The sequence below is a fragment of the Edaphosphingomonas laterariae genome (genome assembly GCF_900188165.1).
Taxonomy (GTDB): domain Bacteria; phylum Pseudomonadota; class Alphaproteobacteria; order Sphingomonadales; family Sphingomonadaceae; genus Sphingomonas_E; species Sphingomonas_E laterariae.
In genome coordinates this window covers 500,721-526,802 of record NZ_FZOS01000001.1, presented here as the reverse complement: position 1 = coordinate 526,802, position 26,082 = coordinate 500,721, and the positions used below count along the sequence as shown (strand labels likewise).

Genomic DNA, 26,082 nt, shown 5'->3' with positions numbered 1-26,082 from the left:
CCGCTTGGCGCTGGGTGGATGGTTTTGCGAGAGACAATTCGGTACAGTTTGCCTGAACTGTACTGGTCTATGGAGCAATAAGGATGGCGGATCGCGATCGGGCCGGCGGGTCGCTGGTCGATCGGCTGGCGGGTGAAATGCGCCAGCGAATCGCGTCGCGAGGGCTTGTGCCGGGGGCCAAGTTGCCGTCGATCCGCGCCTTGGCGGAATCCGGCGGGGTATCCAAGTCGACCGCCGTGGAAGTCTATGACCGACTTGTCGCCGAAGGGGTGATCCAGTCGCGGCGGGGATCGGGCTTTTATGTCGCCGGCCACACGCCGCCGCTTTCGGTGGCCGATGTCGGTCCCCGGCTCGATCGCGCGATCGATCCTTTCTGGGTGTCGCGCCAGTCGCTGGAAGCCGGTGACGATGTGCTCAAGCCGGGATGCGGCTGGCTGCCGCCAAGCTGGCTGCCGGAGGACGGGCTGCGGCGCTCGCTGCGCACGCTGGCGCGCGCCAATGGCAATGCGCTGGTCGATTATGGAACCCCGCTCGGGCTGCCGGCGCTCCGCCAGTTGCTGGCGCGGCGCATGGCGGAACGCGGCATCGAAGCCTCGCCTGATCAGATATTGATCACCGAATCCGGCACGCAGGCGATCGATCTGCTGTGCCGGATGCTGATCGAGCCCGACGATGTCGTGCTGGTCGATGATCCCTGCTACTTCAATTTCCACGCCCTGCTGCGCGCCCATCGCGCGCGGATCATCGGCATACCCTTCACGCCCAACGGCCCGGACATGGACGCCTTTGCGGCGGCGCTGGAGGCGCATCGCCCCCGGCTCTACGTCACCAATTCGGGCATTCACAACCCGACGGGCGCCACCCTGTCGCACGCCACGGCGCATCGGCTGCTGAAGCTTGCCGAAGCGCATGACCTGACGATCATCGAGGACGACATCTTCGCCGATTTCGAGGAGGATCCGGCGCCACGGCTCGGCGCGCTCGACGGGCTTGATCGGGTGATCCAGATCGGCAGCTTCTCCAAGGCGCTATCGGCATCGGTGCGCTGCGGCTATGTCGCCATCCGCCACGACTGGATGGAACGGCTGGTCGATCTCAGGATCGCGACGTCCTTCGGCGCGCCGCGTCTCTCGGCCGAACTCGTCGTGCGGACCTTGCAGGACGGCAGCTATCGCAAGCATGTCGCGGCCTTGCGCGAACGGCTGGCGCGGGCACGGCTGCGGACGGCGCAACATCTGGACGAAATCGGCATATCGCGCTGGATCGAGCCGCGCGCCGGCATGTTCCTGTGGTGCAGCCTGCCCGATGGTGTCGATGCCGCCGAACTGGCGCGCGCGGCGCTGGCGGATGGGGTGCTGCTGGCGCCCGGCAACGTCTTCAGCCTTACGCAGTCGGCCGGCCGCTTCCTGCGGATGAATGTTGCCCAATGCGGCGATCCGCGCATCTTCCGGGTGTTGAGCGACAGGGTGGCGCGGGCCTGAACCTCAGCCGATCAGGCACAAGGCCGCGATGGCCGTTGCCGGTAGCCAGAGGCCGAGGGCCAGCCGTGGCCAGCGCGACATTAGCAGCACCAGTGCGACGCCCGCGATGCTCGTCATGCCGATCCACGCCACCGCGCCCTGATAGGCGCCGAAGCGGGTGAAGGCGAAAAGGATCGATATGGCCAGCAGCGCGATGCCCATGGCCCGCGCGCCCCGCGTGTCGAATGTCACCGGCGGCAGCGGGGCCTTGCGGTGGCGCGGATTGGCCAGCGCAAGATTGGCCATCGCCGCATAAGCGAACAATCCGGCTTCAAGCGGCATCGGCCATCTCCGGCGCTGGCGAGAGGACGGGCGGGCGTGCCGTTCGCTTGCGCGTGATGACGGCCGGAACCCGCGATGCGCGCCACGCGCCGAAGCCGAGCAGGGTGGCGATCGCGATCATCGCCAGATCGAAGCCGATGAACAGGCCGTCGCCGGTGACGAGGCTTTCGGGCAGACCGCGATCGGTGGTGAGGGCATTGACCAGCGGGACGGCGGCGAATGCGACGGCGGCGATCGTCAGGCATTGCGTCCATGCGCGGCGGGCGGGGCGCAGCAACGAAAGCGCGGCGAGGCCGAACCACGTCCAGAACATCGCCGCCACTTCCATGTCGGCCCGCCCCGCCATGTTGGCCGGGATCAGGCGATTGGCGAGCAGGAAGGCGGCCATGCCGGCGGGCAGGCAGGCGATCGCGCCGATGTTGAGCCGTTCCACCAGACGGAAGCCGAAAAATGGCGTGGCGCCCTTGCGTCGCTTGGCCGTCCACAACAGCAGCCCGGTGCCCACCATCGTCGTGCCGGTCAGCCCCAGCAGAAAATAGGTCCAGCGCAAGGCCGGCCCGGCGAACCAGCCGACGTGCAGGCCCAGCATCACGCCGGCTGTGGCAAGGCCGGCACCCTGCGCGGGGGATGCCGAAAGCCGGCGGCCATCCGCGCCCGAATAGGTGATCGATGCGCTGCGCGCGTTCAGCGTATCGGCGCCATGGCGGACGATCGTGACGGTGGCCGTGGCGTCGTTGGGATTGTGGATGAAGACGCGCGATGCCCGGCCGCCCTGCCATTCGGCCGACGCCGCCCTGACGAGCGGCGCGATCGGCACCAGCGGGACGTGGCGGCCCGACGGTTCGACCTCGGGATCCTCGCCAAATGCCTCGGCGTGGAACGCCGCGGGCTCGGCATAATTGGCGGTGATCGGCCAGGGCATATACATCAGCACCAGCGTGATCAGCCCGGTATAGGTGATCATCGCGTGGAAGGGCAGCGCCAGCACCGCCGACACATTATGCGCGTCGAGCCAACTGCGTTGCCCCTTGTTCCAGCGCAGCATGAAGAAATCGACGAAGATGCGCTTGTGGGTGATCACGCCGGAAATGATCGCCCCCAGCATGAAGATCGCACACAGGCCCGCAAGCCACCGGCCCCAGGGATGCGGAATCTGAAGCTGGAAATGGAAGCGATAGAAATGCTCGCCACCCTTGGTCTCGCGTGCCGTCAACGGCTGGCCGGTCGCAGGGTCCAGCCGCAGTTCCGGGCGGCGGGGCGGGGGCGGTGCATCCGGATCGGGATTGGCGCGCGCCCGGCTGAAGATGCGCGTCGCATGGGTGCGATCGTCCGGCAGGAAGAGGGACCATAGCTCGTCGTCGGGCGATATGGCCTGAAGATGATCGACGGCCGATTGCGCAGCGCGATCGGGCGATACCGGCGTCGCGGCCAGTTCCGGCTGCATCCAGCGCGTGATTTCCGGCCGGAAATAGCTGGCCGTGCCGGTCAGGAACATGGCGAACAGGATCCACCCGGCGATCAGGCCCAGCCAGCCATGGATCCATGCCATGGATTGGCGCACGCCATTGCCCTTCATGCCCGCACGCCCAGCAGGAACAGCGCCGCAATTGAAAGCGCGGCCGATCCCCAGATCACGGCGGCGACCACACTCAGTCGGGGCTGGTGGAACGCCCACAGGCCGAAACAGGCGTAGATGAGGAAGGACAGGATCATGCCCCACGCCGTCGCCTCAACGCGGGGCACGGGAAGCAGGCGCGCGATCAGGCTCGCGATCCCGGCAGCGGCGGCATATCCGCCCACCAACGCCGTCGCGCACCGCGCCACCATATGCGTTCGTACTGCCCGCCCCGTCATCACCCTCGGTCCGCCACGCTACTGTTGCGATCAATTCGCAACTATCAGCTGCGGGCCAATTGGGCAAATGCAAATCGATAGCAATTGATGGGCCTGGAGCTTATGAATCCCGGCCCGGAATGGTCAGCCCGCGCTGGACGGCAGGCCGGGCGAGGCCGCGTTCCAGCCAGGCGGGCACCGCGCGTAACCGGCCATAGTCAACCAGTTCGGCCGCCTCGTAAAAGCCGATCAGATTGCGCACCCAGCCGATCGTGGCGACATCGGCGATCGTATAGTCATCACCCATGATCCACTGGCGCCCTTCAAGCCGCCCTTCGAGCACGCCGAGCAGCCGTTTGGCTTCGTCGCGATAGCGTTCCAGCGGTCGCTTGTCGGCAATCTCCCGTCCCGCGAATTTGTGGAAATAACCGACCTGCCCGAACATCGGGCCGATCGCGGCCATCTGGAAGAACAGCCACTGGATCGTTTCGTAGCGGCGGGCCGGGTCCGTGGGCAGCAGCTTGCCGCTCTTTTCCGCGAGATAGAGCAGGATGGCGCCGGATTCGAACAGCGCCATCGGCTGGTCGTTCGGGCCGTGCGGATCGATGATCGCCGGGATCTTGCCGTTGGGGTTCAGCGCCAGATATTCGGGCGTCCAGCTTTCGTTGGCGCCGATGTCGATCAGGTGCGCTTCATAGGGCAGGCCGATCTCTTCCAGCATGATCGACACCTTCACGCCATTGGGTGTCGGCAGCGAATAAAGCTGAATGCGGTCCGGGTGCCGGGCCGGCCAGCGGCGGGTGATGGGAAAGGTAGATAGATCGGGCATCGCGAAACTCCAGGGAGGCTCGCATGGCACCATAAGCCGGCATGGCGGCACCGCAAATGGTTGCGGTGATCGGGGGGAAGGGGGCTCCGGCCGCCCGACATGAGCGGCCGGAGCAGGGGCAAGCGATCAGAACTCGAACTTGAGGTCCATGCCGTAGGTGCGCTTTTCGGCCCAGGCGACCCCGGCAAAGCCGAGGCTGCCGAAATCGATGCCGGCATTCTGGTAATTGGCGTTGGTCAGGTTCTTGCCCCAGACGGAGAGCGCGGCCTTGCTGCCGCCGATGGCGATGTCGGAAAGGGTTAGTCGCCCGTCCAGCAGGCCGACGGAATCGTCGGAGATTACGTCGTTGAACGGCGCGAAACGCGTCAGTGGATGGTAATAGACCTTGCCGCGATAGGTGTAGTCCAGCCGCGCGGTGAAGGTGCCGAAGTCGAACGGCGGCAATTCATATTGGCCGCCCAGATTGATCGTCGTCGCCGGCGAATAGCCGAACTTGGCATTGTCGGCCTCGTCGACGATCGTGTTGGTCGCGGGATCGAGGACCAGGAACTCCTGATAGTCGCGATCGACATAGCCGATGGTGGCGTTGAAGGTCAGGCCGTCGATCGGCACTGCCATCGCTTCCGCCTCGATACCCTGATAAGTCGCCTTGCCGGCGTTGACCGTGATGCTCGTCGCGCCGCCGGATCCGGCGACGAACTGCTGCACCTGGATATCCTTATATTTGGCGTAGAAGGCCGCGAGGTTCAGCCGCAGCCGCCGATCGAACAGCTCGGATTTCACGCCCGCTTCGTAGGATGTGATCTTTTCCGGATCGAAGCCGGCATTGGCCGATCGCGCGTTGAAGCCGCCGGCCAGATAGCCGGTGGCGACCCGCGCATAGGTCATGATGTCGTCGTTCCATTCATAATCGACGCTGGCCGACCATGTCGGCTCGTTGAACTTGCGCGTCAGATCGCGCCGGAACGTCGTTTCCTGATCGAGATGCTTCTTGTCCCAGGTGTAGCGCAGGCCGCCGGTGATGCTCAGCTTGTCGGTCGCGTGCCATGTCGCCTGGCCGAACAAGGCCTTCGATGTCGATTCATGCTGATATTTCGGGCCAGTGGCGATGTTGATGCCAAAGCCGGGCGTCGAAATGCCCGGCCCCAGCGGGATCGGGTTGGCCAGCGGCTGCACGATCGTCAGGAATTGCGGATTATTCTCGCTCGAATCCTCGTCGAAATAGAAGGCGCCGAACACGAAATCGAGGCTGTCGAAATTGCCGACGAGGTTGAATTCCTGCGACCATTGATCCTGATGCCGCGTGTTGCTGGCGGAAAACAGGTTCACCGTCCGCACGCCCAGCGGGATGAACGGGTTGGGCGGGGCGAGGATGGCGGGGCTGACGACGAAGCCGACAAGGCCGGAATTGCCGTCCAGATCGCCATTGGTCTGCCGGTTGTCCCACATGCGGCGCCCGGTCAGCGATTTCAGCATCAGATTGTCGCCGAGATCGAGTTCCATCGACAATCCGTGGCCCTGCACCTTGTCGTGGATCGGCCCCATGTCCAGCCGCAGCGCATCCAGCCGTTCGCGGGCCACCACCGGCGCGTTGCCGCCCAGCTGCGGCGATACGTTCAGATAGGCGAAGATATCCGGCCGCATCGCGACCACCTGGAACGGCACCGCCCAGCTATGGCGATCGTTGAAGTCGAAGGTGTAATTGGCGCGGAACGGGCCGCCATGATCATAGCTGATGGCGATGGTGAAGGCGTCGAGATTATAGGCGCCCGGATCATTCCCGTCGGGCTGGTTGAGATCGTTGAAATAGCCGTCCCGTTCCTTGTGGAGATAGGACAGCTTGGATCGCAGCCCGGTATCGCCCCATTGCCCGGTATCCAGCGTCACGCGCGCCTGCTTGTAATCGAGATTGCCGTAACTGATCGTGCCTTTCGCGCCGAATTCGTCGGCGGGCTTCTTGGCGATCAGGTTCACCGCGCCGCCGGTCGTGTTGCGGCCGTAAAGCGTGCCCTGCGGCCCGCGCAGCACCTCGATCCGCTCCAACTCGACCAGATCGAACACGGCCCCCGTCGAACGGCCGAGCACGACGCCGTCGACATAAAGGCTGACCGGTGCGTCGATCGTCAGGATCGGTTCCGCGGTGCCGATGCCGCGAATGAAAAGCGCCACATTGGCGGTGGACGAAGGCGTGATCGTCGCGATCAGGTTTGGCGCCACGGCGGAAAGATCGCTGGCATCGGTGATGTCGCGCGCCTCGATCGTCGCTTCGCTCAGCGCGGTCACGGCCAGCGGCGTATCCTGCAGGCGTTCTTCGCGTTTCTGCGCGGTGACGACGATGTCTTCCAGGGCGGGTGATGTCGCCTGTTCCTGGGCGACGACGGGGGTTGCGATGGCGGCAAGCGAGGCCGACGCCAGAAGGCGCGCCATACCCTTTTGATAGGATGTCATGAATCCTCCCCACAAGGTCGTTGGTTATTGCTGCTCCCATGAGTTTTCCGGTGGTCGCGCAGGTCTGGTCGCCTGCGTTGTCCGGATACGCGCGCCACTTACACGCCGAGACCTTTTCGGGCGCCGATGCGGTTGTCGGCCGGCCTTGATCGGTGGGGCGATGCTAATCGAAGCGCGGAAAACTGTCCGCGCCAAAAGCGGGGCGGAAGCGAGATTGCCGCCGGCTGGTGCGGCCCAGACACAGTGCCCGGACAAGCCCTTGAGCGGGGCTGATTTCATTTTTGACGGGCGGAACGAATGGCGCCGTTCTGGGCGTCAAAGATGGTGCGGGCGGTGGTGTCGCACCGGGCGCACGGCCGGCATCGTCTCCATTCAGGACGATGCCGGCTTGATGATCGCGCGGCTTATTGCGCCACGGTTGCGAGCGCCGCAGCCTCCGCCGCGCAGTCGACGGTGGGGGTGCTGCCCTTGGCCTTGGCGGCTTCCACCTCGGCCTTGGCGGCCTGCAGATCGGCAAGGAAGGCCGGGTCGGCATGCAGGCGCGAAACCGCCGCCGATCCGATCACGCGGCCGGCATCGATGTCGCTCTGCCAGTGCGCGTCGCAGATCAGGCGGCTTTGGCCGAATTCGCGGCCGCGCTGGTAGATGGCGTTGGCGCGCTCCGGGTTGACCTCGCCCAGCACCAGCGCCCATCCCCAGCCGAGCGCGCTGTGGCCCGACGGATAGGAACCATCCTTGCGGAGCAACTGTTCGTCCTTGGCGTAGCAGGTCGCGCCATTATGGGCGACGAAGGGGCGCACCCGCATATATTTGTTCTTGGCGCCATAGGTCGAAAGGCCGACGTCGATCGTCATCTTGGCCATCATGGCATAGAGCTTGGGCGTCGTATCCGGCGTGATGGCGATGCCCATCGCACAGGAAAAATCATTGGGGATCTGGGGGAAGCCGATCACCGCGTCGGTGGCGGCCTGCGTGTAGCGGGCCGTGCCGCGCAATTTCACCGCCGCGTCGCGCGCTTCTTCGTCGCGCTTCATTGCAGCCGAATCCGGTGCGGGCGGCGGGGGCAGCAAGGCCAGGCTGTCGGGCATGGCGGTGCGCGGCAGATAGCCCGGCGGCAGCTTCATCTTGTCGACCGTGCCCGGATTCGCCGCCATGGCCGGCGCCGGCTGGTTTTCCGCAGGCGCCGAATGGGCGCAGGCGGCCAGAATGGTGCTGGCGACGATCGCCCCCAACGTCGCGCTAATTCTGCTGTTGCCCACTATCCTACTCCCACTGTTGCTGGTCACCGGGCCGCATTACATTTCGGCCGCGTCGCAAACAACAGGTGAGCACTTACCTGTTTCCCGGCGCCGATCGTCTCAGTCGCGGGCAGGCCGCGTCATCAGGCGGACGACATTGACGACATAGGCGTCGTTGATCGCTTCCAGCATCATGCTCGATCGATAATGCACGGCACCGACAAGCGCGTGGATCAGGTCCGCCACGGGAATATCGCGGCGCAGCAGCCCCCGATCGCACAGCAGGTGCATCATGTCCTCCAGCGGCCGGCGCCGATCATAATGGTGCGATTGCGCCAGCGCGCGCAGCGCATCATCCTCATACATCGCGGCCGAGACGGAGATGCTGACCGCGCTGGCCCGGGGCTCGCTCACGATCCGGGCGAAGGTCAGCGCCATTTCCTCGAACGCGGCCAGCAGATCGGCGTCCGGCAGCGCGGCGAAGGTGAGGTGGATGTCGGCCGGCGCGCCTTCGATCCGCATCGCGTGATCGAGCGTCGCCAGCAGCAGTTCGTCGCGATTGGTCCATCGCCGGTAGATCGCCGGTCGGGTCGTGCCGGCGGTGCGCGCCACCGCGTCGAACGAAAAGCCGCGATAGCCCTGCCGCGCAAGCACCGTGCAGGCCGCTTCCAATATCGCTTCATCCAGCTCGCTGCTTAACGGGCGACCGCGCGTCGCCGGCTCGGTGCCGTTCTCCTGCATCGCTGTCTCCTAAACGACTTGGCCGTTTCACGGAACTGTCTCCGGCTTCCAATACAGCCCCGCATCGAAAATAAAAACGATACATCGTTGTATTGAAACTATGACGCTTTTGTGAAAGGGTTTTTCGTGACGCTGTCTGGAAATCGGATCTCTCCGCTTGTTCTTGCCCTCTCCACCTCGATGCTGGCCACGCCCGCGCTGGCGGACCCTGCGGCAGCGGCAGCCGCAGCTGCCGAGGCACCGGGGGAGGTGATCGTCGTCACGGCACAGAAACGGGCGCAATCGATCCTCGATGTGCCGCTCAGCCTTTCGGCCTTCGATGCTCGCACGCTCGACAATATCGGCGCCGACACGTTGGAGGATGTCAGCCTTTACACCCCCGGTTTCGAAGTGCGCGAACAGAGCGTCGGCGCGCCGGGCTTCGTGATCCGGGGCATCACGTCGGACGGTATCGGCGAACAGCGCGTGTCGATCTATCTCGACGGCGTCTCCACCTCGGCCGCCGTTGCGTCCAGCTTCGAGCTTTATGACGAGGAACGGATCGAGATCGCCAAGGGGCCGCAATCCACGCTGTTCGGCCGCGGCGCGCTGATCGGCGGCGTCAACATCATCCAGAAGAAGGCCGGCAATGATTTCGAGCTGCAGGGCACGCTCGGCATCGGCGATTATGGCTATTGGCTGGTCGAAGGCGTCGCCAATGCGCCGCTGGTGGATGACGTGCTGGCCGTGCGCGTCGCCGTGCGCCAGCGCAAGCGCGACGGCTATATCGAAAACCTGGCGGGCGGAGCCGATTTCAATGCGATGGATACGCTCGCTTATCGCGCGGCCGTTCGCTTCAGCCCGGCATCCAACCTGCGCTTCGACCTGATCTATAATCGCGAGGAAAATACGCCGAACGGCGGCACGGGCTTCAAGTCCAACATGTTCCTGCCGCGCGATCCCAAGACCGGCGCTGTCGTCGGCGATCTCGAACCGGGCAGCGGCGTCGTGCTTGGCTCCTTCGGCGGACTGGCCGGCAATCGGCTCTATATCGATCGTACGATCGACGATGTGACGCTGCTTGGTAGCTGGGAACTGAACGACGCCTTCACGCTCAACTCGATCACCGGATACCGCAAATATCGCAATGTGGAATCCTTCGATCCCGATGGCACATGGATGAACATCATCGCCGGCGTCGGCGAAACCTGGGGGGATCAGACCACGCAGGAAGTGCGCCTGAGCTATGACAATGACGGCGCCTTCCACGGCATATTCGGCGCGTCCTATGTCGATCTGTCGAACAGCGATCGCTACATCTTCCAGTTCGACGAACGCGCGACCGCGCTGCTGTTCACCGGCGGCCTGCTCCGCGCCGCGCCGATGGGGATGACGGAGGCGGAGATCCTTGCCGCGCTCGGGCCTGCCGGGGGCTTCCTCAAGCCGGCGCATATCGACGATTCCACCTTCGCCCAAAGCGCCAGGACCGTCGATCTTTATGGCGACGGCACCTTCGACGTCACCGATCGCCTGTCCTTGACCGGCGGGCTGCGCTGGACCCACGACAAGAAGGAAGCGACTGTCGTCGGCACGCTGCCCAACGGCGCCAGCCGCCTCACCGGCGGCGGCATCTTCTTCCAGCCGACCGCGAATGGCGCGACGCTCCGCACCGATGGCACGTTCAGCGGCTTCAGCTGGCGCGCGGCCGCCGAATATAAGCTGGGCGATACGGTGAACAGCTATTTCACCTACAGCCGTGGCCGTCGTTCACCCGCGCTCAACATCTCGTCGACCGCCAGCGCCTCGACCGCGCCGGCGGAAATCGTCAATTCCTACGAACTGGGGCTGAAGGGCAGCGCGCTGGCCGGCAAACTCACCTTCGACGGCTCGGTCTATTATTATGATTACAGCAACTTCCAGACGGTGAAGACGATCGACGGGACGCTGACGACGGTGAATGCCGGTGAGGCCGAAGCCTATGGCTTCGAAGGGCAAGTGCAGGCGAAACCGGCAAGCTGGGCAACGCTGTTCGCCAATTACAGCTACAACCATGCCCGGCTGACCAGCGGTGATTATGACGGCAACCGCTTCCGTAACGCGCCGGATCACACCTTCTCGGTCGGTGCCTTCTTCACCGCACCGATCGGCGCGACCGAGCTCTATTTCAATCCGGCCTATAGCTGGCAGTCCAAGTTCTTCTTCGATGACGACAATGACAGGAGCGGGCTTCAGCCCGCCGATTTCGCCGTCGACGAATATCAGAACGCTTATGGCCTGCTGAACCTGCGCCTCGGCCTGCGGAGCGAGGATGAACGCTGGGGTGTGGAGGTCGCGCTCAAGAACGCGCTCAACCAGGATTATGTGATCGACGCGGGCAATACGGGCGACAATTTCGGCATTCCGAGCTTCATCGCCGGCCAGCCGCGCATGTTCAGCGCCGAATTCAAGTTCAAGTTTTGAGAGGGGGCCGTCCTGCCCGCAAACAATGGGGCAGGGCGGTCGATAATGTGACGAAAGGGAAAGACAGGATGGCGTTCATCACCCAATTCACCCGGCGCGCCTTGCTCGCCTCGGCGATGGCCCTTGCGGCGGTGCCGGCGCTCGCGCGCGAAGCGCAGCCCGATACCAGCTTCACCATCGCGGTGCTGCCGGACACCCAGAATTACATGGATTACACCCATCAGAAGGCCGAGGGCTTTCCCTTCGACGCGAACGAGATGTTCTTCGCGCAGATGCAATATGTGGCGGACAATCTTGAAAGTGCGGGTGGCGACATCGCCTTCGTAACCTCGCTTGGCGATGTGTGGCAGCATCAGACGCTGGCGATGGATCCGGGGCATGAGGCGCGCGGCTTCAAATCCGTTCCCAACCCGATCTTCGGCGCCCATTTCGCGCCGACGCCCAAGGTGCATGCGATCGAGATGCCGGCCGCGAAAAAGGGCTTCGAGATCATCGCGGGCAAGGTGCCCTTCTCGGTCGTGCCGGGCAATCACGACTATGACGCGATGTGGACGGACGCCAACCATCCGCCGGCCGCCAAGATCAACCCCAAGGATCTGACGACGATCGGCATGCTCCATCCGGGCGGCCTTTCCAACTTCAAGTCGGTGTTCGGTGCCGAGACGCCCTTCTTCAAGGGCAAGCCCTGGTATGTCGCCAGCAATGATGGCGGGGCCGATAGCGCGCAGATCTTCGAAGCCGGCGGCTATCGCTTCCTGCATATCGGCCTGCAGTTCGATGCGCCCAACAGCTCGCTGGAATGGGCGGCGAAGGTGGTCGCGCAATATCCCGGCCTGCCGACGATCGTGTCGACGCACGATTATATGGACCAGAACGGCCGTCGCGAGGCGAACCCGCTGATCGACGCGCATGCCGTGGACCCCGAAGACAATAATCCCGAGATGGTCTGGCAGAAGTTCATCAGCCAGCACGACCAGATCTTCCTCGTCCTGTGCGGCCACCAGCATGGTCAGGCGATGCGGGTTGATCGCAACAAGTTCGGCCACAATGTCTATCAGGTGCTGGCCGACTATCAGGATCGCGGTCAATCGGCGCTCGACGCCGGGGTGAAGCCCATTCCCGGCTGGGGGCCGACCGGCATCGGTGATGGCTGGCTGCGGCTGATGCGTTTCGACCTTGGCGCGGAAAAGCCGGCGATCCACGTCAAGACCTTCTCGACCCATTATAAGAAGCTGAGCGGCGACACGCCGGACTACGCCAAATGGTATCGCCCGCACGAACAGCCGAAGATGACCGACGATCAGTTCATGGCGGCCGATGATTTCGTCATCGATCTTGGCGATTTCCGCCAGCGTTTCGATCGCACGGCGAAAGTGGCGCGCTGACGCCGGGCTTTCGATCGGCGACGTGACGCGTCGACCAACGATCCTGTTTTCCGGTGGGCGGGCGCGATAGCGTCCGCCCATTCCTTTTGGGGAGGGATCGACCATGAAGATCATTCTGCCGTTGCTCGGCGCCGGGTTGATGGCGCTGGCCGTGCCCGTTCAGGCCGAAGTGTCCGCCGACATCCTGAAGGCACCCGGCCGGTCGGAGGCCGCGCTGGCGGCCGATGCCGGGCGCAAGCCCGTTGAACTGCTCAACTATTTCGGCGTGAGCCCCGGTATGCGTGTGCTCGATCTGATGGCTGGCGGCGGCTATTATTCGGAATTGCTCGCCAAGGCGGTCGGGCCGCAGGGCGCGGTGGTGTCGTTCGTCAATGCGACGCCGGAAGATGGCGACACCGCGAAGCTGGACGCGGCCTGGGGTCGGCTCCTTGCACGCAATCCCAATGACCGGCTGGAAAAGGGCAGCGTCGTTGATCTACGGTTCAAGCCGGCCGATTTCGATTTTGCGCTGATCCACCTCGAATATCATGATTTCTATTGGGAAAGTGAGAAGTATCACTATCCCCGCGTCGATCCGGACCAGGCTTTGAAGCGGCTTTACGCAGCGATGAAACCGGGGGGCGTGGTCGGCGTCGTCGATCACGCCGCCGACGCCGGGGGCGATACCCGCGCGGTGGTCGATAAGCTTCACCGGATCGATCCCGCCGTGGTGAAGGCCGATTTTCAGCGGGCGGGCTTCGTGCTTGAGGGCGAATCCGATCTGTTGATGACCGGGCAGGACGATCACGCCAAGGAGGTGTTCGATCCCGCCGTTCGCGGCAAGACGGATCGCTTCGTCTTCCGTTTCCGCAAGCCGGGCTGACGGGCCCAGATCGTCTGGGCAGGGGGCGGGCGGCGCTATCCGCCCGCAACCCCATGCCGGATCAGCGTTCGCTGAACCGCCCGTGGCGGGCCGTGCTGGTCAGCCGTGCGAACTCCGCCTGATCCATGTGGACCAGCGATGCATGGTCGCCGGCCTCGATATAGACTTCGGCTTCGCTTTCCAGACAATCGTCGACGATGGTGATCACGCCATAGCCCGATCCCAGCGCCGGGATCGCGCCGACCGCGCAATCGTCGAAGATCATCCCCACTTCTTCCTCGCCCGCCAGCCTCGGTTTCTGGCCCAGTTCGGCGCGCAGGTCGGCCAACTGGATGCGCCGGTCGGCCGGCAGCACGGCCAGCAGATAATCCCCATAGGTATCGAGCAGCACGGCCTTGGCCATCTGTTCGGCGGGTATGTGGGACACGGCGGCGCTCTGGCGGGCCGAACTTGTCGGTGCGTGGATCACCAGATCATAATCGGCATGTTGAGCGTCGAGATATTCGCGCAATTTAGGTGCAATGCTCATCGCAAGCCTCCCCGAAGGGTTCCCGCATCTGATGCGGCCCAAGCGGGAAGAGGACCAGGCCAGCGGCCGCGGCGGCTGAAGCTATCAACGTCCGGCCGGGGCGTTCGATCCGTCGCGGATCGCGTGGCCGTAAAGGGAACCTCGACGTCACACCGGGATTGAATCCTCCGGATCGAATCCAGCGTGAGGACCCGATTTTCGTGATGGCGGCATCGGTGGGCAGGCGCGGATGGATTTCGATGCGCCGCGGTTCCGATGCCGGAAAAATTCATCCCGAAATCGGGCACCGCGCAGGTGGCCGGCGTGGCGGATTTTGCCCTTATGAGAACGGGCGAGATCGCTTCGTTCAAGAAATGTAACGGACGCGAGGTAGGATTGTGCGGTCGATTCCGGTAGGTGGCGGCGCAGGAAATGCGAATGCCGGAACAGCAGCTTCGGGTGCCCCGCAAAGGCAGCTTCGCGTTTTGCAAAGATTGCTTTGTTCTCTACTCGGCCGATCGAGATATGAGGGCGCATCGGAGGGAGCGGCCATCATGCCCATCAGCAGACGAGTGTTCACGATCGCCATGCTCCTCGGCGCCGCCGCGCTGGCAGGCTGCTCGGGCGGGGGCAAGGATCAGGACGGCAAGATCGTCCTGCTCAACGTGTCCTACGATCCGACGCGGGAGCTTTATAAGGAGGTCAATGCCGGCTTCGCCAACAAGTGGAAGGCGGAACACGGCCAGGACGTGACCTTCAAGATGAGCCACGGCGGATCGGGCAAGCAATCCCGCTCGGTGATCGACGGGCTGGAGGCGGATGTCGTCACGCTGGCGCTGGCTTATGATATCGACGCGATCGCCGCGAAGCCGGGGCTGCTCGATGCCGCCTGGCAGACGCGGTTGCCGGACAATAGCTCGCCCTACACCTCGACCATCGTGTTCCTCGTCCGCAAGGGCAATCCCAAGGGCATCAAGGATTGGGGCGATCTGGTGAAGCCCGGCGTGAAGGTGATCACGCCCAACCCGAAGACGAGCGGCGGCGCGCGCTGGAACTTCCTGGCGGCCTGGGCTTATGGCCGCAAGGCGGGCGGATCGGATGCGGCGGCGGAAGCCTATGTGTCCAAGCTCCTCGCCAATGTGCCGGTGCTCGATTCGGGCGCGCGCGGCGCCACCACTACCTTTGCGGAGCGCAACATCGGCGATGTGCTGCTCGCATGGGAAAACGAAGCCTATCTGGCGTCGAAGGAAATCGGCGCCGGCAAGTTCGAAGTGGTCGTGCCGTCGATCTCGATCCTCGCTGAGCCGCCGGTCGCCGTCGTCGATGCCAATGTGAAGAAGCACAAGACCGGCGAAATCGCGAAGGCCTATCTGGATTATCTCTACACGCCCGAAGCGCAGGACATGATCGCCCGCAACTTCTATCGCCCGCGCGATCCGCAGGTGGCGGCCCGCTATGCGGGCACCTTCCCGAAGCTCAATCTGGTCACGATCGATCAGGAATTCGGTGGCTGGAAGGCGGCGCAGGCCACCTATTTCGCGGATGGCGCGAAATTCGATTCCATCTTCGCCAAGATCAGGCGTTGAGGCGCGGATGACGGCAACCGCCACAGCGGGGCATATTCCGCCCGGGCATCGCATGCGTCGGCCATGCTTTCGCGCGCCCTCGATCATTCCGGGCTTCGGCCTCACCTTCGGCCTCAGCCTCACCTGGCTATGCCTGATCGTGCTGATCCCGCTGTCGGCCGTGTTCATCAAGACGGCCGGGATGGGGTGGGATCATTTCTCCAGCGTCGCGCTGTCGGAACGCGCGATCGCCGCTTATCGCCTCAGCTTTGGCGCGTCGCTGGGGGCGGCCTTCATCAATGCCGTCTTTGGCTTGATGATCGCGTGGATTCTGGTGCGTTACGATTTCGTCGGCAAGCGCGTGGTCAATGCGCTCGTCGATCTGCCCTTTGCGCTGCCGACGGCGGTGGCCGGCATCGCCTTCACCTCGCTTTACGCGGATAATGGCTGGATCGGCCAGTATCTTGAACCGCTTGGCATCAAGGTGGCCTTCACCCAGTTCGGCGTCGTCATCACGCTGGTCTTCATCGGGCTGCCGTTCGTGGTCCGGTCGGTCGAACCGGTGCTCGCCGATATCGGCAAGGATGTGGAGGAAGCATCGGCATCGCTGGGCGCCACCCGCGCGCAGACCTTCCGCCGTGTGATCCTGCCGGCGATCCTGCCCGCATTGCTCACGGGCTTCGCGCTCGCCTTCGCGCGGGGCGTGGGCGAATATGGGTCGGTCATCTTCATTGCCGGCAACATGCCCTATGAAACGGAAATCGCTCCGCTTCTGATCATCACGCAGCTCGAACAATATGATTATGCCGGCGCCACCGCGATCGCGACGGTGATGCTTATCGCGTCCTTCTCGCTGCTGCTGCTCATCAATCTGCTCCAGGCGTGGAGCCGCAGGCGGACGGTCGACTGATGCGTAACGGAGCCACTTCCGAATCCCGCCTGGCGCGGGCGACGATCATGACGCTGGGGCTGGGCTTTCTCGGCCTGTTTCTGGTCATGCCGCTGCTGGTGGTCTTCGCGCAGGCGCTGGCCAGCGGGATCGGCGCTTATGCCGATGCCGTGCTCGAACCCGATGCGCTGGCGGCGATGAAGCTCACCCTCACCGTCGCGGCGATCAGCGTGCCGCTGAACATCGCCTTTGGCGTCGCGGCTGCGTGGGCGATCACCAAGTTCGATTTTCCGGGCAAAAGCATCCTGATCACCTTCATCGACCTGCCTTTCTCGGTCTCTCCGGTCGTATCGGGTCTGATCTATGTGCTGTTGTTCGGCGCACAGGGCTGGCTGGGGCCGTGGCTGGCCGAACATGATGTCCAGATCATCTTCGCGGTGCCGGGCATCGTGCTCGCCACCGTATTCGTCACCTTTCCCTTCGTGGCGCGGGAACTGATCCCGCTGATGGCCGAACAGGGGCGCGACGACGAGGAAGCGGCATTGTCGCTCGGCGCGTCGGGCTGGCAGGCCTTCTGGCACGCCACCTTGCCCAATATCCGCTGGGGCCTGCTATATGGCGTGTTGCTGTGCAACGCCCGCGCCATGGGTGAATTCGGCGCCGTGTCGGTCGTTTCGGGGCATATCCGGGGCGAAACCAACACCATGCCGCTGCATGTCGAGATTCTTTATAACGAGTATAATTTCGTCGCTGCCTTTGCTGTCGCGTCGCTGCTCGCCCTGCTGGCCCTGGTCACGCTGGTGCTGAAGAGCTTCCTGGAATGGCGCTACGACTATCACGGCAAGGGGACCGGGCATTGAGCATCAAGCTCGACACGATCAGCAAGAATTTCGGGGGGTTCACCGCGCTCGGGAACATCAATCTCGAGATCGAACCGGGTGAATTCCTTGCGCTGCTTGGCCCATCGGGATCGGGCAAGACGACCCTGCTGCGGATCATCGCGGGGCTGGAATTCCCGGATACGGGCCGCGTCTATTATGATGGTGACGATATCACCGACCTGAAGGTCGCGGATCGCGGTGTCGGCTTCGTGTTCCAGCATTATGCGCTGTTCCGTCACATGACGGTGGCGGACAATGTCGCCTTCGGCCTCACCGTCCGCAAGCGTCGCGACCGGCCGGCCAAGTCCGTCATCCAGGCGCGGGTGCAGGAACTGCTGGACCTCGTGCAGCTCGGCCATCTCGGCAAGCGTTATCCCGCGCAGCTTTCGGGCGGCCAGCGGCAACGCGTGGCGCTGGCCCGCGCGCTGGCGGTCGAACCGCGGCTGCTGCTGCTCGACGAACCGTTCGGCGCGCTCGACGCCCGCGTGCGCAAGGATCTGCGGCGCTGGCTGCGGGAACTGCATGACAGCGTCGGCCTGACCTCGATCTTCGTGACGCACGATCAGGACGAGGCGCTGGAACTCGCCGATCGCGTGGTGGTGATGGATCATGGCGTGATCGAACAGATCGATACGCCGCAGAAGATCTATGACGAGCCGGCCAGCGCCTTCGTGTTCGATTTCGTCGGTGAATCCAACCAGGTCGCGGTGACGATTGCGGGCGGCGAGGCGCGGCTGTTCGATCGCACGCTGCCGCTGCCGGCGGGCACGACGCTGCCGGGCGACGGACCGGCGCGCTTGTTCTTCCGTCCGCATGACGCGGAGATCGTGGCCGACGACAAGGCTGGCCTTGCCGCTACCGTCACGCTCACCCGGCCGAACAGCGGGTCGATCCGGGTGGAAGGCAAGCTGGACGGGCTCGACCGGCTGGTCGAGATCGACGTGCCGGTTGAAGGCGCGCCGCAGGTGGGCGAACGGATCATCGTCCGCCCGACGCGGGTCAAGCTCTACGCCGGCCGGGCGGAAGCCTAGCCGAAGGCGGGGATGGCGGTGCCGAAACCCCGTTCCCGCGCCAGCCGATAGAGGTGCCAGCCGGCGGCGAGATCCTGGACGATCGAGCCGAGCGATTTGTAGATGGTGGGGTTGGCCGTCAGCTTTGTGGTGCCTGAATGGAGGGCGCCGCTGTAAACTTGGCCGATTTCCTGCACATGATCTTCCGAAATCAGGCCGGATTCGAGCGCGTTGATAACTTCGGCGCCTTGCCGGAGGACGGATTCGCGGTGATCGGCGAAGAGCCGGGCGCGGGCGACGAGGGCGCCGTCGATTTCGACCGGGCCGGCGCGGCTGGAGCCGACGATGTTGAGGTGCGTGCCATCGCGCACCTGATCGGAAAAGAGGATCGGCTGCGACGCGGCGGTGACGGTGCAGACGATATCGGCATCGGCGACGGCGGTGGCGACATCGGGGGCGGCCGTGGCGGGGAGACCGAGTTCTGCCGACACCCGTGCCGCGAAGGCGGCTGCCCGTTCGGGCGAGCGACCCCAGATGGCGATGTGCGAGATCGGGCGGACATGGCGCATCGCTACCGCATGCTGCCACGCCTGTTCGCCATAGCCGAGGATGGCGAGGCGATGCGCGTCGGCCCGGGCCAGCGCATCGGTGGCGGCGGCCGAGGCGGCGGCGGTGCGGATCGCCGTCACCTCGCCCGCGTGGATCATGGAGACGGGCGCGCCCGACGCGGGATCGAACAGCGCCAGCACGCCCTGATGCGATTGCACCCCGCGCGCGAAATTGGCGGGATAGACGCTGACCAGCTTGGCCCCGAAGGCGAGATCGTCGATCGCGCCGGGCATCACCCCAAAGGCGTTGCCATCGTCGAAATCGATGATCTGGCGAAGCAACTGGCGGGTGCGCCCCTGCGACAGCGCGGCCATCGCATCGCGCATCAGCCCGATGCAGGCGGCCATATCGAGATGCCGGGCGACATCTTCGCGGCCGATGACGATCATTGGATCGGGCATCGGATCCGACATCGGATCAGGCCCCCCAGATTTCGCGCCCGTGGCGAAGGAAGTTCTGGCCGAGGATCTTTTCGATCCGGCCGGTCGAATAGCCCTTCTGATCGAGCAGGCGGGCGAGCTTGCGGAACTGATCCGGCCCGCGCAGATCGACGACGAAGGGATAGGTGTCGGGCCGTTCGCCCGCTGCCGAAATGCCCGCCGCGCGACGATCGGCGATTTCCTTGGCCAGCACGGCTTCATAGGCCTTGAGATCGTCGATCTGGCTGGTGCCGCCATCAGTGCCGATGCCGACATGATCCTCGCCGCAGATGTTCACGGCATGATCGATATGGGCGACGACATCGGCCGCGCGGGCATGGCCGGTGGGGTTGAGGAAGGGCATGAAATAGATGCCGACGAACCCGCCCTTGTCGGCCACCAGCCGCAATTCCTCGTCCGTCTTGTTACGCGGCAGATCGGTGACGGCGCGACAGCCGGTATGGTTGATCGAGATCGGCCGCGACGAGAAGCGCGCCGCTTCGAGGCAGGTGCGCTGGCCGCTGTGCGAAAGATCGACCATCACCTTGTTGGCGTTGAGCCGTTCGATCACTTCCCGCCCGAAAGGCGTGAGGCCCCGGTTTTCCGGCGCCATCGAACCATCGCCAAGCTGGTTGGCGGGATTGTAGGTGAGCTGGATGATGCGCACGCCGAGATCGGCGAAGATATCGACGCGGGCGGCATCCTTGCCCATCATCGCGCCGTTCTGGAAACCGAGGATCAGCCCGGTCTTGCCGCTGGCCTTGGCGCGTTCGATATCGGCGGCGGTGAGGATCTTGACCAGATCGGCGGGGTGAGCGCGGATCAGCCGATCCCATTGCGCCACTTCGCGCACGCTCTTTTCGAAAGGATCGTCGGGTCCGGCGACATAGCCGATGGTGACGTTGACCGCCGTCTGCCCCGACGCGCGGGCATCGGCCAGCGCGCGGGCATCGAGAAACGGCCGATCGCGTTCGGTGCGATCATTGGGATTGTCGATCCCGCCGAGCGCGTTGATCACGATCATGTTCGCGATCGGATCGGCCGGGGCCGCCCAGGCCAGCGCGGGCGAGGCCAAAGCTGGCGCGGCGATGGCGCTCGCACCGAGCGCGAGGAAGGACCGTCTGTCGGTGGCGCCCGTCATTCATCGTCCCCCAGTTCATCCTTGGTGAGCAGCCGGAAATCGGCACGCGGATAGGCGTGGCCGCGCTTCACCGTGGTCGTGATGCTTTCGATATTACGGATATTTTCCAGCGGGTTCTTCGCCAATATGATGAAGTTGGCGAACTTGCCGGCCGCGATCGTACCCATATGCTTTTCCTGCCCGGCGGCGCGCGCGCCGACCAGCGTGGCGGAACGGATCACCTCGGCCGCCGGCATCTTCGCCTGTTCGACCAGATAGACCAGTTCGTCATACAGTTCCGGCCAGGGATCATCGGCGGAGGCGGTGCCATCGGTGCCCGTGGAAATCTGGACGCCGGCGGCGCGGGCCTGGGCAATCAGGCGCGCGGCGAGATCGGCGGTGCAGAGCGCGGGCTTTTCCGGGTGCGCCTTCGCCCGCGCATCATAGTCCAGATAGACGCGGCCGGTGGCGTCGAGGATGATGTTCCGTTCCGCCATCTGCTTGAACAGCGCGGCGGTGACCGGGCTGCCAGTCTTGCCGAAGCGATCATAAGTAACGGGAACGCGCTTTTGATAAGAGCCGGGAACGGCATCCGACGCCTGATAGGCAAGATAGCAGACATGGCTGATCACATCCGGCCCGGCGGCGACAACATCCGCCGGGGTGGCCGGGAAGATCGCGCCATGCGCCCAGACGGGCATGCCCTGGCGATGCGCTTCGGCGACGATCGCCGCGACCGTCTGGCCGGGCATGTTGGCATAGGCCTTGATCGCGGTGGCGAACGTGCCGCGCGCCAGCGTGACAGCGGTGGGCAGATCGGTGCTGTCGTCGATCGCCTGCATCCACGGCACCTTGCCGGGGGTGACGCCCATCGCCGCCGCCGCCGTGCGCGGATCATCGAAGAAGCTGGGGCCGGCCATCAGCGCGGCATAATAGATATCGGGCGCGGCGATTTCGCCGACCAGCGAGGCGCGGGTGATTTCGGCGACCGAACGCAGGTCATCCGCCATGTCGCGCACAGCGGTGACGCCGCCATAAAGATTGCGGCGGAGCACGGCTTCCGCGCGCTTGCGATCGGGCGGGGTGGCGACGTGGACATGGCTGTCGATCAGCCCGGGCAGGACATAGCGGCCGCCGAGATCGACCACCTTGCCGCTGGCGAGGCTGGCGGCGGAGATATCGCGATCACCCACCACTTCGACGATGCGATCGCCATCGACGACGATCGCCATGCCGCGCCGCATCGGCCCGCCGGTGCCGTCGATCAGCGCGGCGTTGCGATAGATGGTGCGCGTGCCCTTGGCCGGGGCGGCATAAGGGGCGGGGGTTGCGGCCTGCGCGGCCACGCCGAGCGACAGGAGGCCGATCAGGGTGATGGCCTTCAGGATGCTGCGAGGGTTCGACATTGGCGCCTTTGTGCTACGAAGTGTGGCCGGACCCTAGCTGGACGTGGAGAATAGTAGCAAGCGGTGGGGCGTTTCGCTGAGCGCAAGCTTGCAGCCGTCGGGTGCGATTGTTTCGCGTCCGTTGCTGCAATATTAACCAGCCTGAAGGCCGGGCGCGCGATTGGGCTCCTATAAAGAGTGCGCAACCTTATTGGAGTTCCGATCAGATGGTGACCGAGATCGGGCGGGGCGATGCCCACCCGAACCCCGTGCGTGCGGGCCGACATGTTCGCAACTGGCTTATCGCCGCATCCCTTTCCGTGCTGGCGAGCGGCACCGCGCAGGCCGAGAGCAATCCGCTGCTGGAAGCCGTGGGGGCGCCGGAAGGGCTGACCCTGAAGGCGAGCGTGCGTTCCCGCGTCGAGGGGATTGACGGCCAGTTCCGGCCGAACGCCGCCGAGGACGACTTCATGTGGTCGCTCAAGACCGACATCTTCGCCGAATATGATGCCGGCCCGGTGCGGGTGGGCGGCGAATTGTGGGATGCGCGCACCTACGGCCAGAAGAAGGACAGTTCGGCGGGCACCACCGAGGTGAATGCCATGGAACTGGTGCAGGCCTATATCGGCCTGGATTTTGATGATCTGCCGGGCGGATCGAAGGCGATGGCGAAGGCCGGCCGCTTCACGCTCGACATCGGATCGCGCCGCCTGATCGCGCGGCAGGCGTTCCGCAACACCACCAACGCCTATACCGGCGCCTATGTGGACTGGCGCAGCAAGGCGGGCGACCGGTTGATCCTGCTCTGGTCGATGCCGCAGATTCGCTTGCCCGACGATGCCGACGGCATCCGCCACGATCGCGTCGAATGGGATCAGGAAACCACCGATCTGCAACTGTTCGGCGGCAGCCTGACCAAGGCCAATGTGTTCGGCAACGGCACGCTGGAAGTTTACGGCTATCGCCTGTTCGAACGCGATTCCGCGACCCGCCAGACGCGCGACCGCCGGCTGTTCACGCCCGGCTTCCGCTTGGCGCGCAAGCCTGCCAACGGCGCGTTCGACTTCGATCTGGAGGCGGCTTACCAATTCGGCGAGACACGCGGGAGCACGGCGGCGGCGGACCTGACCGACCTCGACGTTTCGGCCTATTTCGTCCACGCCGAGATCGGCAAGACCTTTGGCGGGGCGTGGAGCCCGCGCGTTTCGGTGCATTTCGACGAAGCCAGCGGCGACGGGCCTTCGGCGCGGACCTATAACCGCTTCGACAATCTTTATGGTGCGCGGCGCTTCGAATTCGGCCCGACGAGCCTTTACGGCGCGGTCGGCCGTTCCAACCTGTCGTCGCCCGGCGTGCGGCTGGACGTGCGGCCGGACAAGCGCACCGACGCGTCGGTGATGTATCGGGCGCTGTGGCTGGAGGAGGCGACCGACAGCTTCTCGTCAACCGGCGTGCGCGATCGCACCGGCGCTTCCGGGCGCTTTGCCGGCCACCAGATCGAGGCGCGCGTGCGTCACACGCTGATCCCCGATCTGCTGCGGCTGGACACGGGTGTCGCCTATCTGGCCAAGGGACGCTTCCTGCACGATGCGCCCAATGCGCCCGATACCGGCGACACCAAATATGCCTATATCGATCTGATCTTCGACCTCTGATCGCCGGGTTGCCGGCCGTTCAGTCCTGCCCGCCGCCGGCCGCAAGCCGGGTTGGTGTGGCGGGCTGGGCGGCGGCGACCAGCCGGTCGCGCTCGGCCGTGGCGCGGGCCAGCGTTTCGGCACGGCACTGGCGGATTTCGTTGCCGCCCTTGGGGTCGGAACTCGACATCGGGCCGCAGACGGCCTCGGCCGCGCTGCGCAGGCGGCGATCGAGGATCGCCCGATCACGCGGATTGGCGAGATCGAGATCCGCATGGGCGACGGCCTGACGGGTATCACCGCCGATGGGGCCGCCGACGGGGGCGCCGGCATAAGCGGGCGGAACCCAAAAAGCGCTGCCAAGCGCGGCGAGCGCAAGCATCGTCTTCATCATGCTCTCCGTGGAATATCCGTGCGGCTGGTGGTGCCGGCACAGCGACGGAATACGCCCGTTCGTTGAGTCGGGACGAACAACGATGTTGCATGTGCGTTCTGCAAAAGCGCAGAATGTGCGCCATGATCGACTGGAACGACCTGCGCTATTTTCTGGCGGTCGCGCATAGCGGCAGCACGCTGGCGGCGGGGCGCACGCTGGGCGTGAGCCAGACGACGGCGGCGCGGCGCGTGGCGGCGCTGGAGGCCGGGCTGGGGCTGCTGCTGTTCGAGCGGCGGCAGGCTGGCTATGCGCTGACCGCGGCGGGCGAGGCGCTGCTGGCGCAAGCGGAGGCGGTGGAGACGGCGGCGATGGGCTTCGCCGATGCCGCGGCGGCCTATAATCGCGAGGTGAGCGGCACCGTGCGGCTGACCACGCAGGAGCTTTATGCCGTCACCGTGCTGGCGCCGATCCTGCGCGATCTGCACGCCGCGCATCCCGGCATCCGCATCGAACTGGATACCAGCGACGAGGTGCGAGATCTGGGCGCGGGCGGGGCCGATGTGGCGCTGCGCAGTGCCGATCGGCCTACCGGTGGGGGGCTGGCCGGCCGCCGCGTGGCCGACGACATGTGGACCGTCTATTGCAGCCGCGATTATGCCGCGCGGCATGGCCGGCCGACGCGACGGCGCGAACTGGCCGGGCACCCCTTCATCGGCGGCGGCGGGCCGGGCGTGTGGCGCGTCTATCGCGCCTGGCTGGAACGCAGCGGGCTGGAAGGGCAGGTGGCGATGCACCATGATTCCGAAACCGGCCTGCTGTCGGCGATCCGATCGGGGATCGGGCTGGCGGTGCTGCCCTGCTTCATGGCGGAGGGCGAGGCCGATCTGGTCCGCTGCCTCGATCCCATGCCGGGCGAGGCACGCGGGCTGTGGCTTTTGACCCACGAACGGGTGCGCCACACCCCGCGCGTGCGCGCGGTGATGGATTTTCTGGGCGAACGGCTGGGGCGGCTGGGCCGGGAACGCGCGATCCCGGCCATTTAGCGTCTCTGGGCGTCAGATGTCCTGTGCGAGGCGGCCGTAGAGTTCCGGCCGGCGATCGCGGAAGAAGCCGAAGGCGGCGCGGTGGCGCTTCACCCGATCGAGATCGAGCGTGGCGACGAGCACGCCGGTTTCGTCGCGCCCGAATTCCGCGACGAGATCGCCGCGCTCGTTCGTGATGAAGCTGTGGCCATAGAAGGTCATCGCATTTTCGGTGCCGATGCGGTTCGACGCGATCACCGGCACGACGTTCGACACCGCATGGCCGATCATCGCGCGGCGCCACAGACGGCTGGTATCGAGATCGGGATCATGCGGTTCGTTGCCGATGGCGGTGGGGTAGAACAGCAGTTCGGCGCCCATCAGCATCATTGCGCGTGCGGTTTCGGGATACCATTGATCCCAGCAGATGCCGATGCCGATGGTGGTGCTGGCGGCCGGCCAGACCTTGAAGCCGGTATTGCCGGGGCGGAAATAGAATTTCTCTTCATAGCCCGGCCCGTCGGGAATGTGGCTCTTGCGATAGACGCCCATCACCTTGCCATCCGGCCCGATCATCGCGAGGCTGTTATAATGGTGCGGCCCATCGGCTTCGAAGAAGCTGGTCGGGATGAACACGCCGAGTTCGTCCGCCAGCTTCTGCATCGCCAGCACCGCCGGATGGCTGGCGGTGGGCTTGGCGCGGGCGAACAGGCCTTCATCTTCGACCTGGCAGAAATAGTGGCCTTCGAACAGTTCCGGCGGAAGGATGACCTGCGCGCCCTTGGCCGCCGCTTCGCGCACGAGTTCGGACACCGCCTTGATGTTGGTATCCACATCGTCGCTGAGCGCGAGCTGGAGGGCGGCTACGGTAACTTCGGTCATCGCTGGAAACTCCCGGGGGGCAGGCGCGCCCAGATAGGCATGGCGGGCCCGATCGCCAAGCCCGGAAGACCGGACCATCCACATGCGATCTTAATGGCGGCGGCCAACATCGCCATGGAATCTTTACGGGCCGGTGATCTATCTGGGCTGTCGCTCCTCCACCGCGAGGGCCGGGCCGCCGATCGGCGCCCGCATCCACGGAGTG

General features: G+C 64.9%; 24 protein-coding genes. 10 read left to right on the top strand and 14 right to left on the bottom strand.

Features of this window, described 5'->3' with window-relative positions:
• Nucleotides 1-83: 83 nt before the first annotated feature.
• Nucleotides 84-1,481, top strand: coding sequence for an aminotransferase-like domain-containing protein (locus tag CHB74_RS02345; protein WP_089217954.1), 1,398 nt, complete (start codon nucleotides 84-86; stop codon nucleotides 1,479-1,481).
• 3 nt (nucleotides 1,482-1,484) lie between these two features.
• Here the strand turns inward: CHB74_RS02345 and CHB74_RS02340 are convergent, their stop codons facing one another.
• The 7 genes from CHB74_RS02340 to CHB74_RS02310 form a co-directional block, all read right to left on the bottom strand.
• Nucleotides 1,485-1,802 (bottom strand): DUF3325 family protein, encoded by a 318-nt coding sequence (locus CHB74_RS02340; RefSeq protein ID WP_089217953.1) that lies wholly within the window; start codon nucleotides 1,800-1,802, stop codon nucleotides 1,485-1,487.
• Entirely contained in the window at nucleotides 1,792-3,378 is a 1,587-nt protein-coding gene (locus CHB74_RS02335) for a PepSY-associated TM helix domain-containing protein (RefSeq protein WP_089217952.1), read from the bottom strand. Before CHB74_RS02335 ends, CHB74_RS02340 begins: the two co-directional genes overlap by 11 nt.
• The gene (locus CHB74_RS02330) at nucleotides 3,375-3,656 is read right to left on the bottom strand and encodes an iron transporter (RefSeq protein WP_144033692.1); all 282 of its coding nucleotides are present in this window, start codon (nucleotides 3,654-3,656) and stop codon (nucleotides 3,375-3,377) included. The genes CHB74_RS02335 and CHB74_RS02330 overlap by 4 nt, the downstream gene beginning before the upstream one ends.
• A gap of 100 nt (nucleotides 3,657-3,756) precedes the next feature.
• The gene (locus CHB74_RS02325) at nucleotides 3,757-4,464 is read right to left on the bottom strand and encodes a glutathione S-transferase N-terminal domain-containing protein (RefSeq protein WP_089217950.1); all 708 of its coding nucleotides are present in this window, start codon (nucleotides 4,462-4,464) and stop codon (nucleotides 3,757-3,759) included.
• Between the two features lie 126 nt (nucleotides 4,465-4,590).
• On the bottom strand, nucleotides 4,591-6,891 hold the full coding sequence (locus CHB74_RS02320) for a TonB-dependent receptor (protein WP_245842542.1): 2,301 nt from the start codon (nucleotides 6,889-6,891) through the stop codon (nucleotides 4,591-4,593).
• 425 nt (nucleotides 6,892-7,316) lie between these two features.
• Complete coding sequence (locus tag CHB74_RS02315) at nucleotides 7,317-8,171, bottom strand: acid phosphatase (RefSeq protein WP_218821364.1); 855 nt, start codon at nucleotides 8,169-8,171, stop codon at nucleotides 7,317-7,319.
• A gap of 99 nt (nucleotides 8,172-8,270) precedes the next feature.
• Nucleotides 8,271-8,891, bottom strand: coding sequence for a TetR/AcrR family transcriptional regulator (locus tag CHB74_RS02310; RefSeq protein ID WP_089217948.1), 621 nt, complete (start codon nucleotides 8,889-8,891; stop codon nucleotides 8,271-8,273).
• Between the two features lie 180 nt (nucleotides 8,892-9,071).
• Here CHB74_RS02310 and CHB74_RS02305 point away from each other — a divergent pair, with 180 nt between their 5' ends.
• The 3 genes from CHB74_RS02305 (at nucleotide 9,072) to CHB74_RS02295 (ending at nucleotide 13,577) form a co-directional block, all read left to right on the top strand.
• Nucleotides 9,072-11,330 carry a TonB-dependent receptor gene (locus tag CHB74_RS02305; RefSeq protein WP_089217947.1) on the top strand — a complete coding sequence of 753 codons (2,259 nt, stop codon included), beginning with the start codon at nucleotides 9,072-9,074 and terminating at the stop codon, nucleotides 11,328-11,330.
• A gap of 68 nt (nucleotides 11,331-11,398) precedes the next feature.
• Nucleotides 11,399-12,715, top strand: a complete 1,317-nt coding sequence (locus tag CHB74_RS02300; protein WP_089217946.1) for a metallophosphoesterase — start codon at nucleotides 11,399-11,401, stop codon at nucleotides 12,713-12,715.
• Nucleotides 12,716-12,818: 103 nt separating this feature from the next.
• Entirely contained in the window at nucleotides 12,819-13,577 is a 759-nt protein-coding gene (locus tag CHB74_RS02295; protein ID WP_089217945.1) for a class I SAM-dependent methyltransferase, read from the top strand.
• Nucleotides 13,578-13,638: 61 nt separating this feature from the next.
• Here the strand turns inward: CHB74_RS02295 and CHB74_RS02290 are convergent, their stop codons facing one another.
• Both CHB74_RS02290 and CHB74_RS21510 read right to left on the bottom strand, forming a co-directional pair.
• Nucleotides 13,639-14,106 (bottom strand): aminoacyl-tRNA deacylase, encoded by a 468-nt coding sequence (locus tag CHB74_RS02290; protein ID WP_089217944.1) that lies wholly within the window; start codon nucleotides 14,104-14,106, stop codon nucleotides 13,639-13,641.
• Between the two features lie 147 nt (nucleotides 14,107-14,253).
• The gene (locus CHB74_RS21510; protein ID WP_144033690.1) at nucleotides 14,254-14,622 is read right to left on the bottom strand and encodes a hypothetical protein; all 369 of its coding nucleotides are present in this window, start codon (nucleotides 14,620-14,622) and stop codon (nucleotides 14,254-14,256) included.
• A 17-nt stretch (nucleotides 14,623-14,639) separates the two neighbouring features.
• On the opposite strand from CHB74_RS21510, the gene CHB74_RS02285 reads away from it, so the two are divergent.
• The 4 genes from CHB74_RS02285 to CHB74_RS02270 are packed head-to-tail and all read left to right on the top strand — an operon-like array spanning nucleotide 14,640 to nucleotide 18,451.
• Nucleotides 14,640-15,671: a sulfate ABC transporter substrate-binding protein gene (locus CHB74_RS02285; protein ID WP_245842540.1), complete on the top strand. Its 1,032-nt coding sequence runs from the start codon at nucleotides 14,640-14,642 to the stop codon at nucleotides 15,669-15,671.
• Between the two features lie 52 nt (nucleotides 15,672-15,723).
• Nucleotides 15,724-16,560: a sulfate ABC transporter permease subunit CysT gene (cysT, locus tag CHB74_RS02280; RefSeq protein ID WP_089218021.1), complete on the top strand. Its 837-nt coding sequence runs from the start codon at nucleotides 15,724-15,726 to the stop codon at nucleotides 16,558-16,560.
• On the top strand, nucleotides 16,560-17,399 hold the full coding sequence (gene cysW, locus CHB74_RS02275) for a sulfate ABC transporter permease subunit CysW (protein ID WP_089218020.1): 840 nt from the start codon (nucleotides 16,560-16,562) through the stop codon (nucleotides 17,397-17,399). The genes cysT and cysW overlap by 1 nt, the downstream gene beginning before the upstream one ends.
• Nucleotides 17,396-18,451 (top strand): sulfate/molybdate ABC transporter ATP-binding protein, encoded by a 1,056-nt coding sequence (locus CHB74_RS02270; protein ID WP_089217943.1) that lies wholly within the window; start codon nucleotides 17,396-17,398, stop codon nucleotides 18,449-18,451. The genes cysW and CHB74_RS02270 overlap by 4 nt, the downstream gene beginning before the upstream one ends.
• Here the strand turns inward: CHB74_RS02270 and CHB74_RS02265 are convergent.
• The 3 genes from CHB74_RS02265 to CHB74_RS02255 are packed head-to-tail and all read right to left on the bottom strand — an operon-like array spanning nucleotide 18,448 to nucleotide 21,984.
• Nucleotides 18,448-19,452, bottom strand: coding sequence for an ornithine cyclodeaminase family protein (locus tag CHB74_RS02265; protein WP_245842538.1), 1,005 nt, complete (start codon nucleotides 19,450-19,452; stop codon nucleotides 18,448-18,450). The genes CHB74_RS02270 and CHB74_RS02265 overlap by 4 nt on opposite strands.
• A 4-nt stretch (nucleotides 19,453-19,456) precedes the next feature.
• Entirely contained in the window at nucleotides 19,457-20,599 is a 1,143-nt protein-coding gene (locus CHB74_RS02260) for a dipeptidase (protein WP_089217942.1), read from the bottom strand.
• Nucleotides 20,596-21,984 (bottom strand): amidohydrolase family protein, encoded by a 1,389-nt coding sequence (locus CHB74_RS02255; protein WP_089217941.1) that lies wholly within the window; start codon nucleotides 21,982-21,984, stop codon nucleotides 20,596-20,598. Before CHB74_RS02255 ends, CHB74_RS02260 begins: the two co-directional genes overlap by 4 nt.
• A gap of 206 nt (nucleotides 21,985-22,190) precedes the next feature.
• Here CHB74_RS02255 and CHB74_RS02250 point away from each other — a divergent pair, with 206 nt between their 5' ends.
• Nucleotides 22,191-23,618: an alginate export family protein gene (locus CHB74_RS02250; RefSeq protein ID WP_089217940.1), complete on the top strand. Its 1,428-nt coding sequence runs from the start codon at nucleotides 22,191-22,193 to the stop codon at nucleotides 23,616-23,618.
• A 19-nt stretch (nucleotides 23,619-23,637) separates the two neighbouring features.
• On the opposite strand, the gene CHB74_RS02245 is transcribed toward CHB74_RS02250, so the two are convergent.
• On the bottom strand, nucleotides 23,638-23,988 hold the full coding sequence (locus tag CHB74_RS02245; RefSeq protein WP_179220673.1) for a UrcA family protein: 351 nt from the start codon (nucleotides 23,986-23,988) through the stop codon (nucleotides 23,638-23,640).
• 125 nt (nucleotides 23,989-24,113) lie between these two features.
• Between CHB74_RS02245 and CHB74_RS02240 the strand changes: the two genes are divergently transcribed.
• Nucleotides 24,114-25,016 (top strand): LysR family transcriptional regulator, encoded by a 903-nt coding sequence (locus CHB74_RS02240; RefSeq protein WP_089218018.1) that lies wholly within the window; start codon nucleotides 24,114-24,116, stop codon nucleotides 25,014-25,016.
• Nucleotides 25,017-25,028: 12 nt separating this feature from the next.
• Here the strand turns inward: CHB74_RS02240 and aguB are convergent, their stop codons facing one another.
• Entirely contained in the window at nucleotides 25,029-25,877 is an 849-nt protein-coding gene (gene aguB, locus CHB74_RS02235) for an N-carbamoylputrescine amidase (RefSeq protein ID WP_089217938.1), read from the bottom strand.
• Nucleotides 25,878-26,082: the final 205 nt, after the last annotated feature.

Coding starts and splice junctions, on each gene's coding strand:
- CHB74_RS02345 (WP_089217954.1), top strand. CDS start 84: ATGGCGGATCGCGATCGGGCCGGCGGGTCGCTGGTCGATCGGCTGGCG.
- CHB74_RS02340 (WP_089217953.1), bottom strand. CDS start 1,802: ATGCCGCTTGAAGCCGGATTGTTCGCTTATGCGGCGATGGCCAATCTT.
- CHB74_RS02335 (WP_089217952.1), bottom strand. CDS start 3,378: ATGAAGGGCAATGGCGTGCGCCAATCCATGGCATGGATCCATGGCTGG.
- CHB74_RS02330 (WP_144033692.1), bottom strand. CDS start 3,656: ATGACGGGGCGGGCAGTACGAACGCATATGGTGGCGCGGTGCGCGACG.
- CHB74_RS02325 (WP_089217950.1), bottom strand. CDS start 4,464: ATGCCCGATCTATCTACCTTTCCCATCACCCGCCGCTGGCCGGCCCGG.
- CHB74_RS02320 (WP_245842542.1), bottom strand. CDS start 6,891: ATGGCGCGCCTTCTGGCGTCGGCCTCGCTTGCCGCCATCGCAACCCCC.
- CHB74_RS02310 (WP_089217948.1), bottom strand. CDS start 8,891: ATGCAGGAGAACGGCACCGAGCCGGCGACGCGCGGTCGCCCGTTAAGC.
- CHB74_RS02305 (WP_089217947.1), top strand. CDS start 9,072: ATGCTGGCCACGCCCGCGCTGGCGGACCCTGCGGCAGCGGCAGCCGCA.
- CHB74_RS02300 (WP_089217946.1), top strand. CDS start 11,399: ATGGCGTTCATCACCCAATTCACCCGGCGCGCCTTGCTCGCCTCGGCG.
- CHB74_RS02295 (WP_089217945.1), top strand. CDS start 12,819: ATGAAGATCATTCTGCCGTTGCTCGGCGCCGGGTTGATGGCGCTGGCC.
- CHB74_RS02290 (WP_089217944.1), bottom strand. CDS start 14,106: ATGAGCATTGCACCTAAATTGCGCGAATATCTCGACGCTCAACATGCC.
- CHB74_RS21510 (WP_144033690.1), bottom strand. CDS start 14,622: ATGCGCCCTCATATCTCGATCGGCCGAGTAGAGAACAAAGCAATCTTT.
- CHB74_RS02285 (WP_245842540.1), top strand. CDS start 14,640: ATGCCCATCAGCAGACGAGTGTTCACGATCGCCATGCTCCTCGGCGCC.
- cysT (WP_089218021.1), top strand. CDS start 15,724: ATGCGTCGGCCATGCTTTCGCGCGCCCTCGATCATTCCGGGCTTCGGC.
- cysW (WP_089218020.1), top strand. CDS start 16,560: ATGCGTAACGGAGCCACTTCCGAATCCCGCCTGGCGCGGGCGACGATC.
- CHB74_RS02265 (WP_245842538.1), bottom strand. CDS start 19,452: ATGTCGGATCCGATGCCCGATCCAATGATCGTCATCGGCCGCGAAGAT.
- CHB74_RS02260 (WP_089217942.1), bottom strand. CDS start 20,599: ATGACGGGCGCCACCGACAGACGGTCCTTCCTCGCGCTCGGTGCGAGC.
- CHB74_RS02255 (WP_089217941.1), bottom strand. CDS start 21,984: ATGTCGAACCCTCGCAGCATCCTGAAGGCCATCACCCTGATCGGCCTC.
- CHB74_RS02250 (WP_089217940.1), top strand. CDS start 22,191: ATGGTGACCGAGATCGGGCGGGGCGATGCCCACCCGAACCCCGTGCGT.
- CHB74_RS02245 (WP_179220673.1), bottom strand. CDS start 23,988: ATGAAGACGATGCTTGCGCTCGCCGCGCTTGGCAGCGCTTTTTGGGTT.
- CHB74_RS02240 (WP_089218018.1), top strand. CDS start 24,114: ATGATCGACTGGAACGACCTGCGCTATTTTCTGGCGGTCGCGCATAGC.
- aguB (WP_089217938.1), bottom strand. CDS start 25,877: ATGACCGAAGTTACCGTAGCCGCCCTCCAGCTCGCGCTCAGCGACGAT.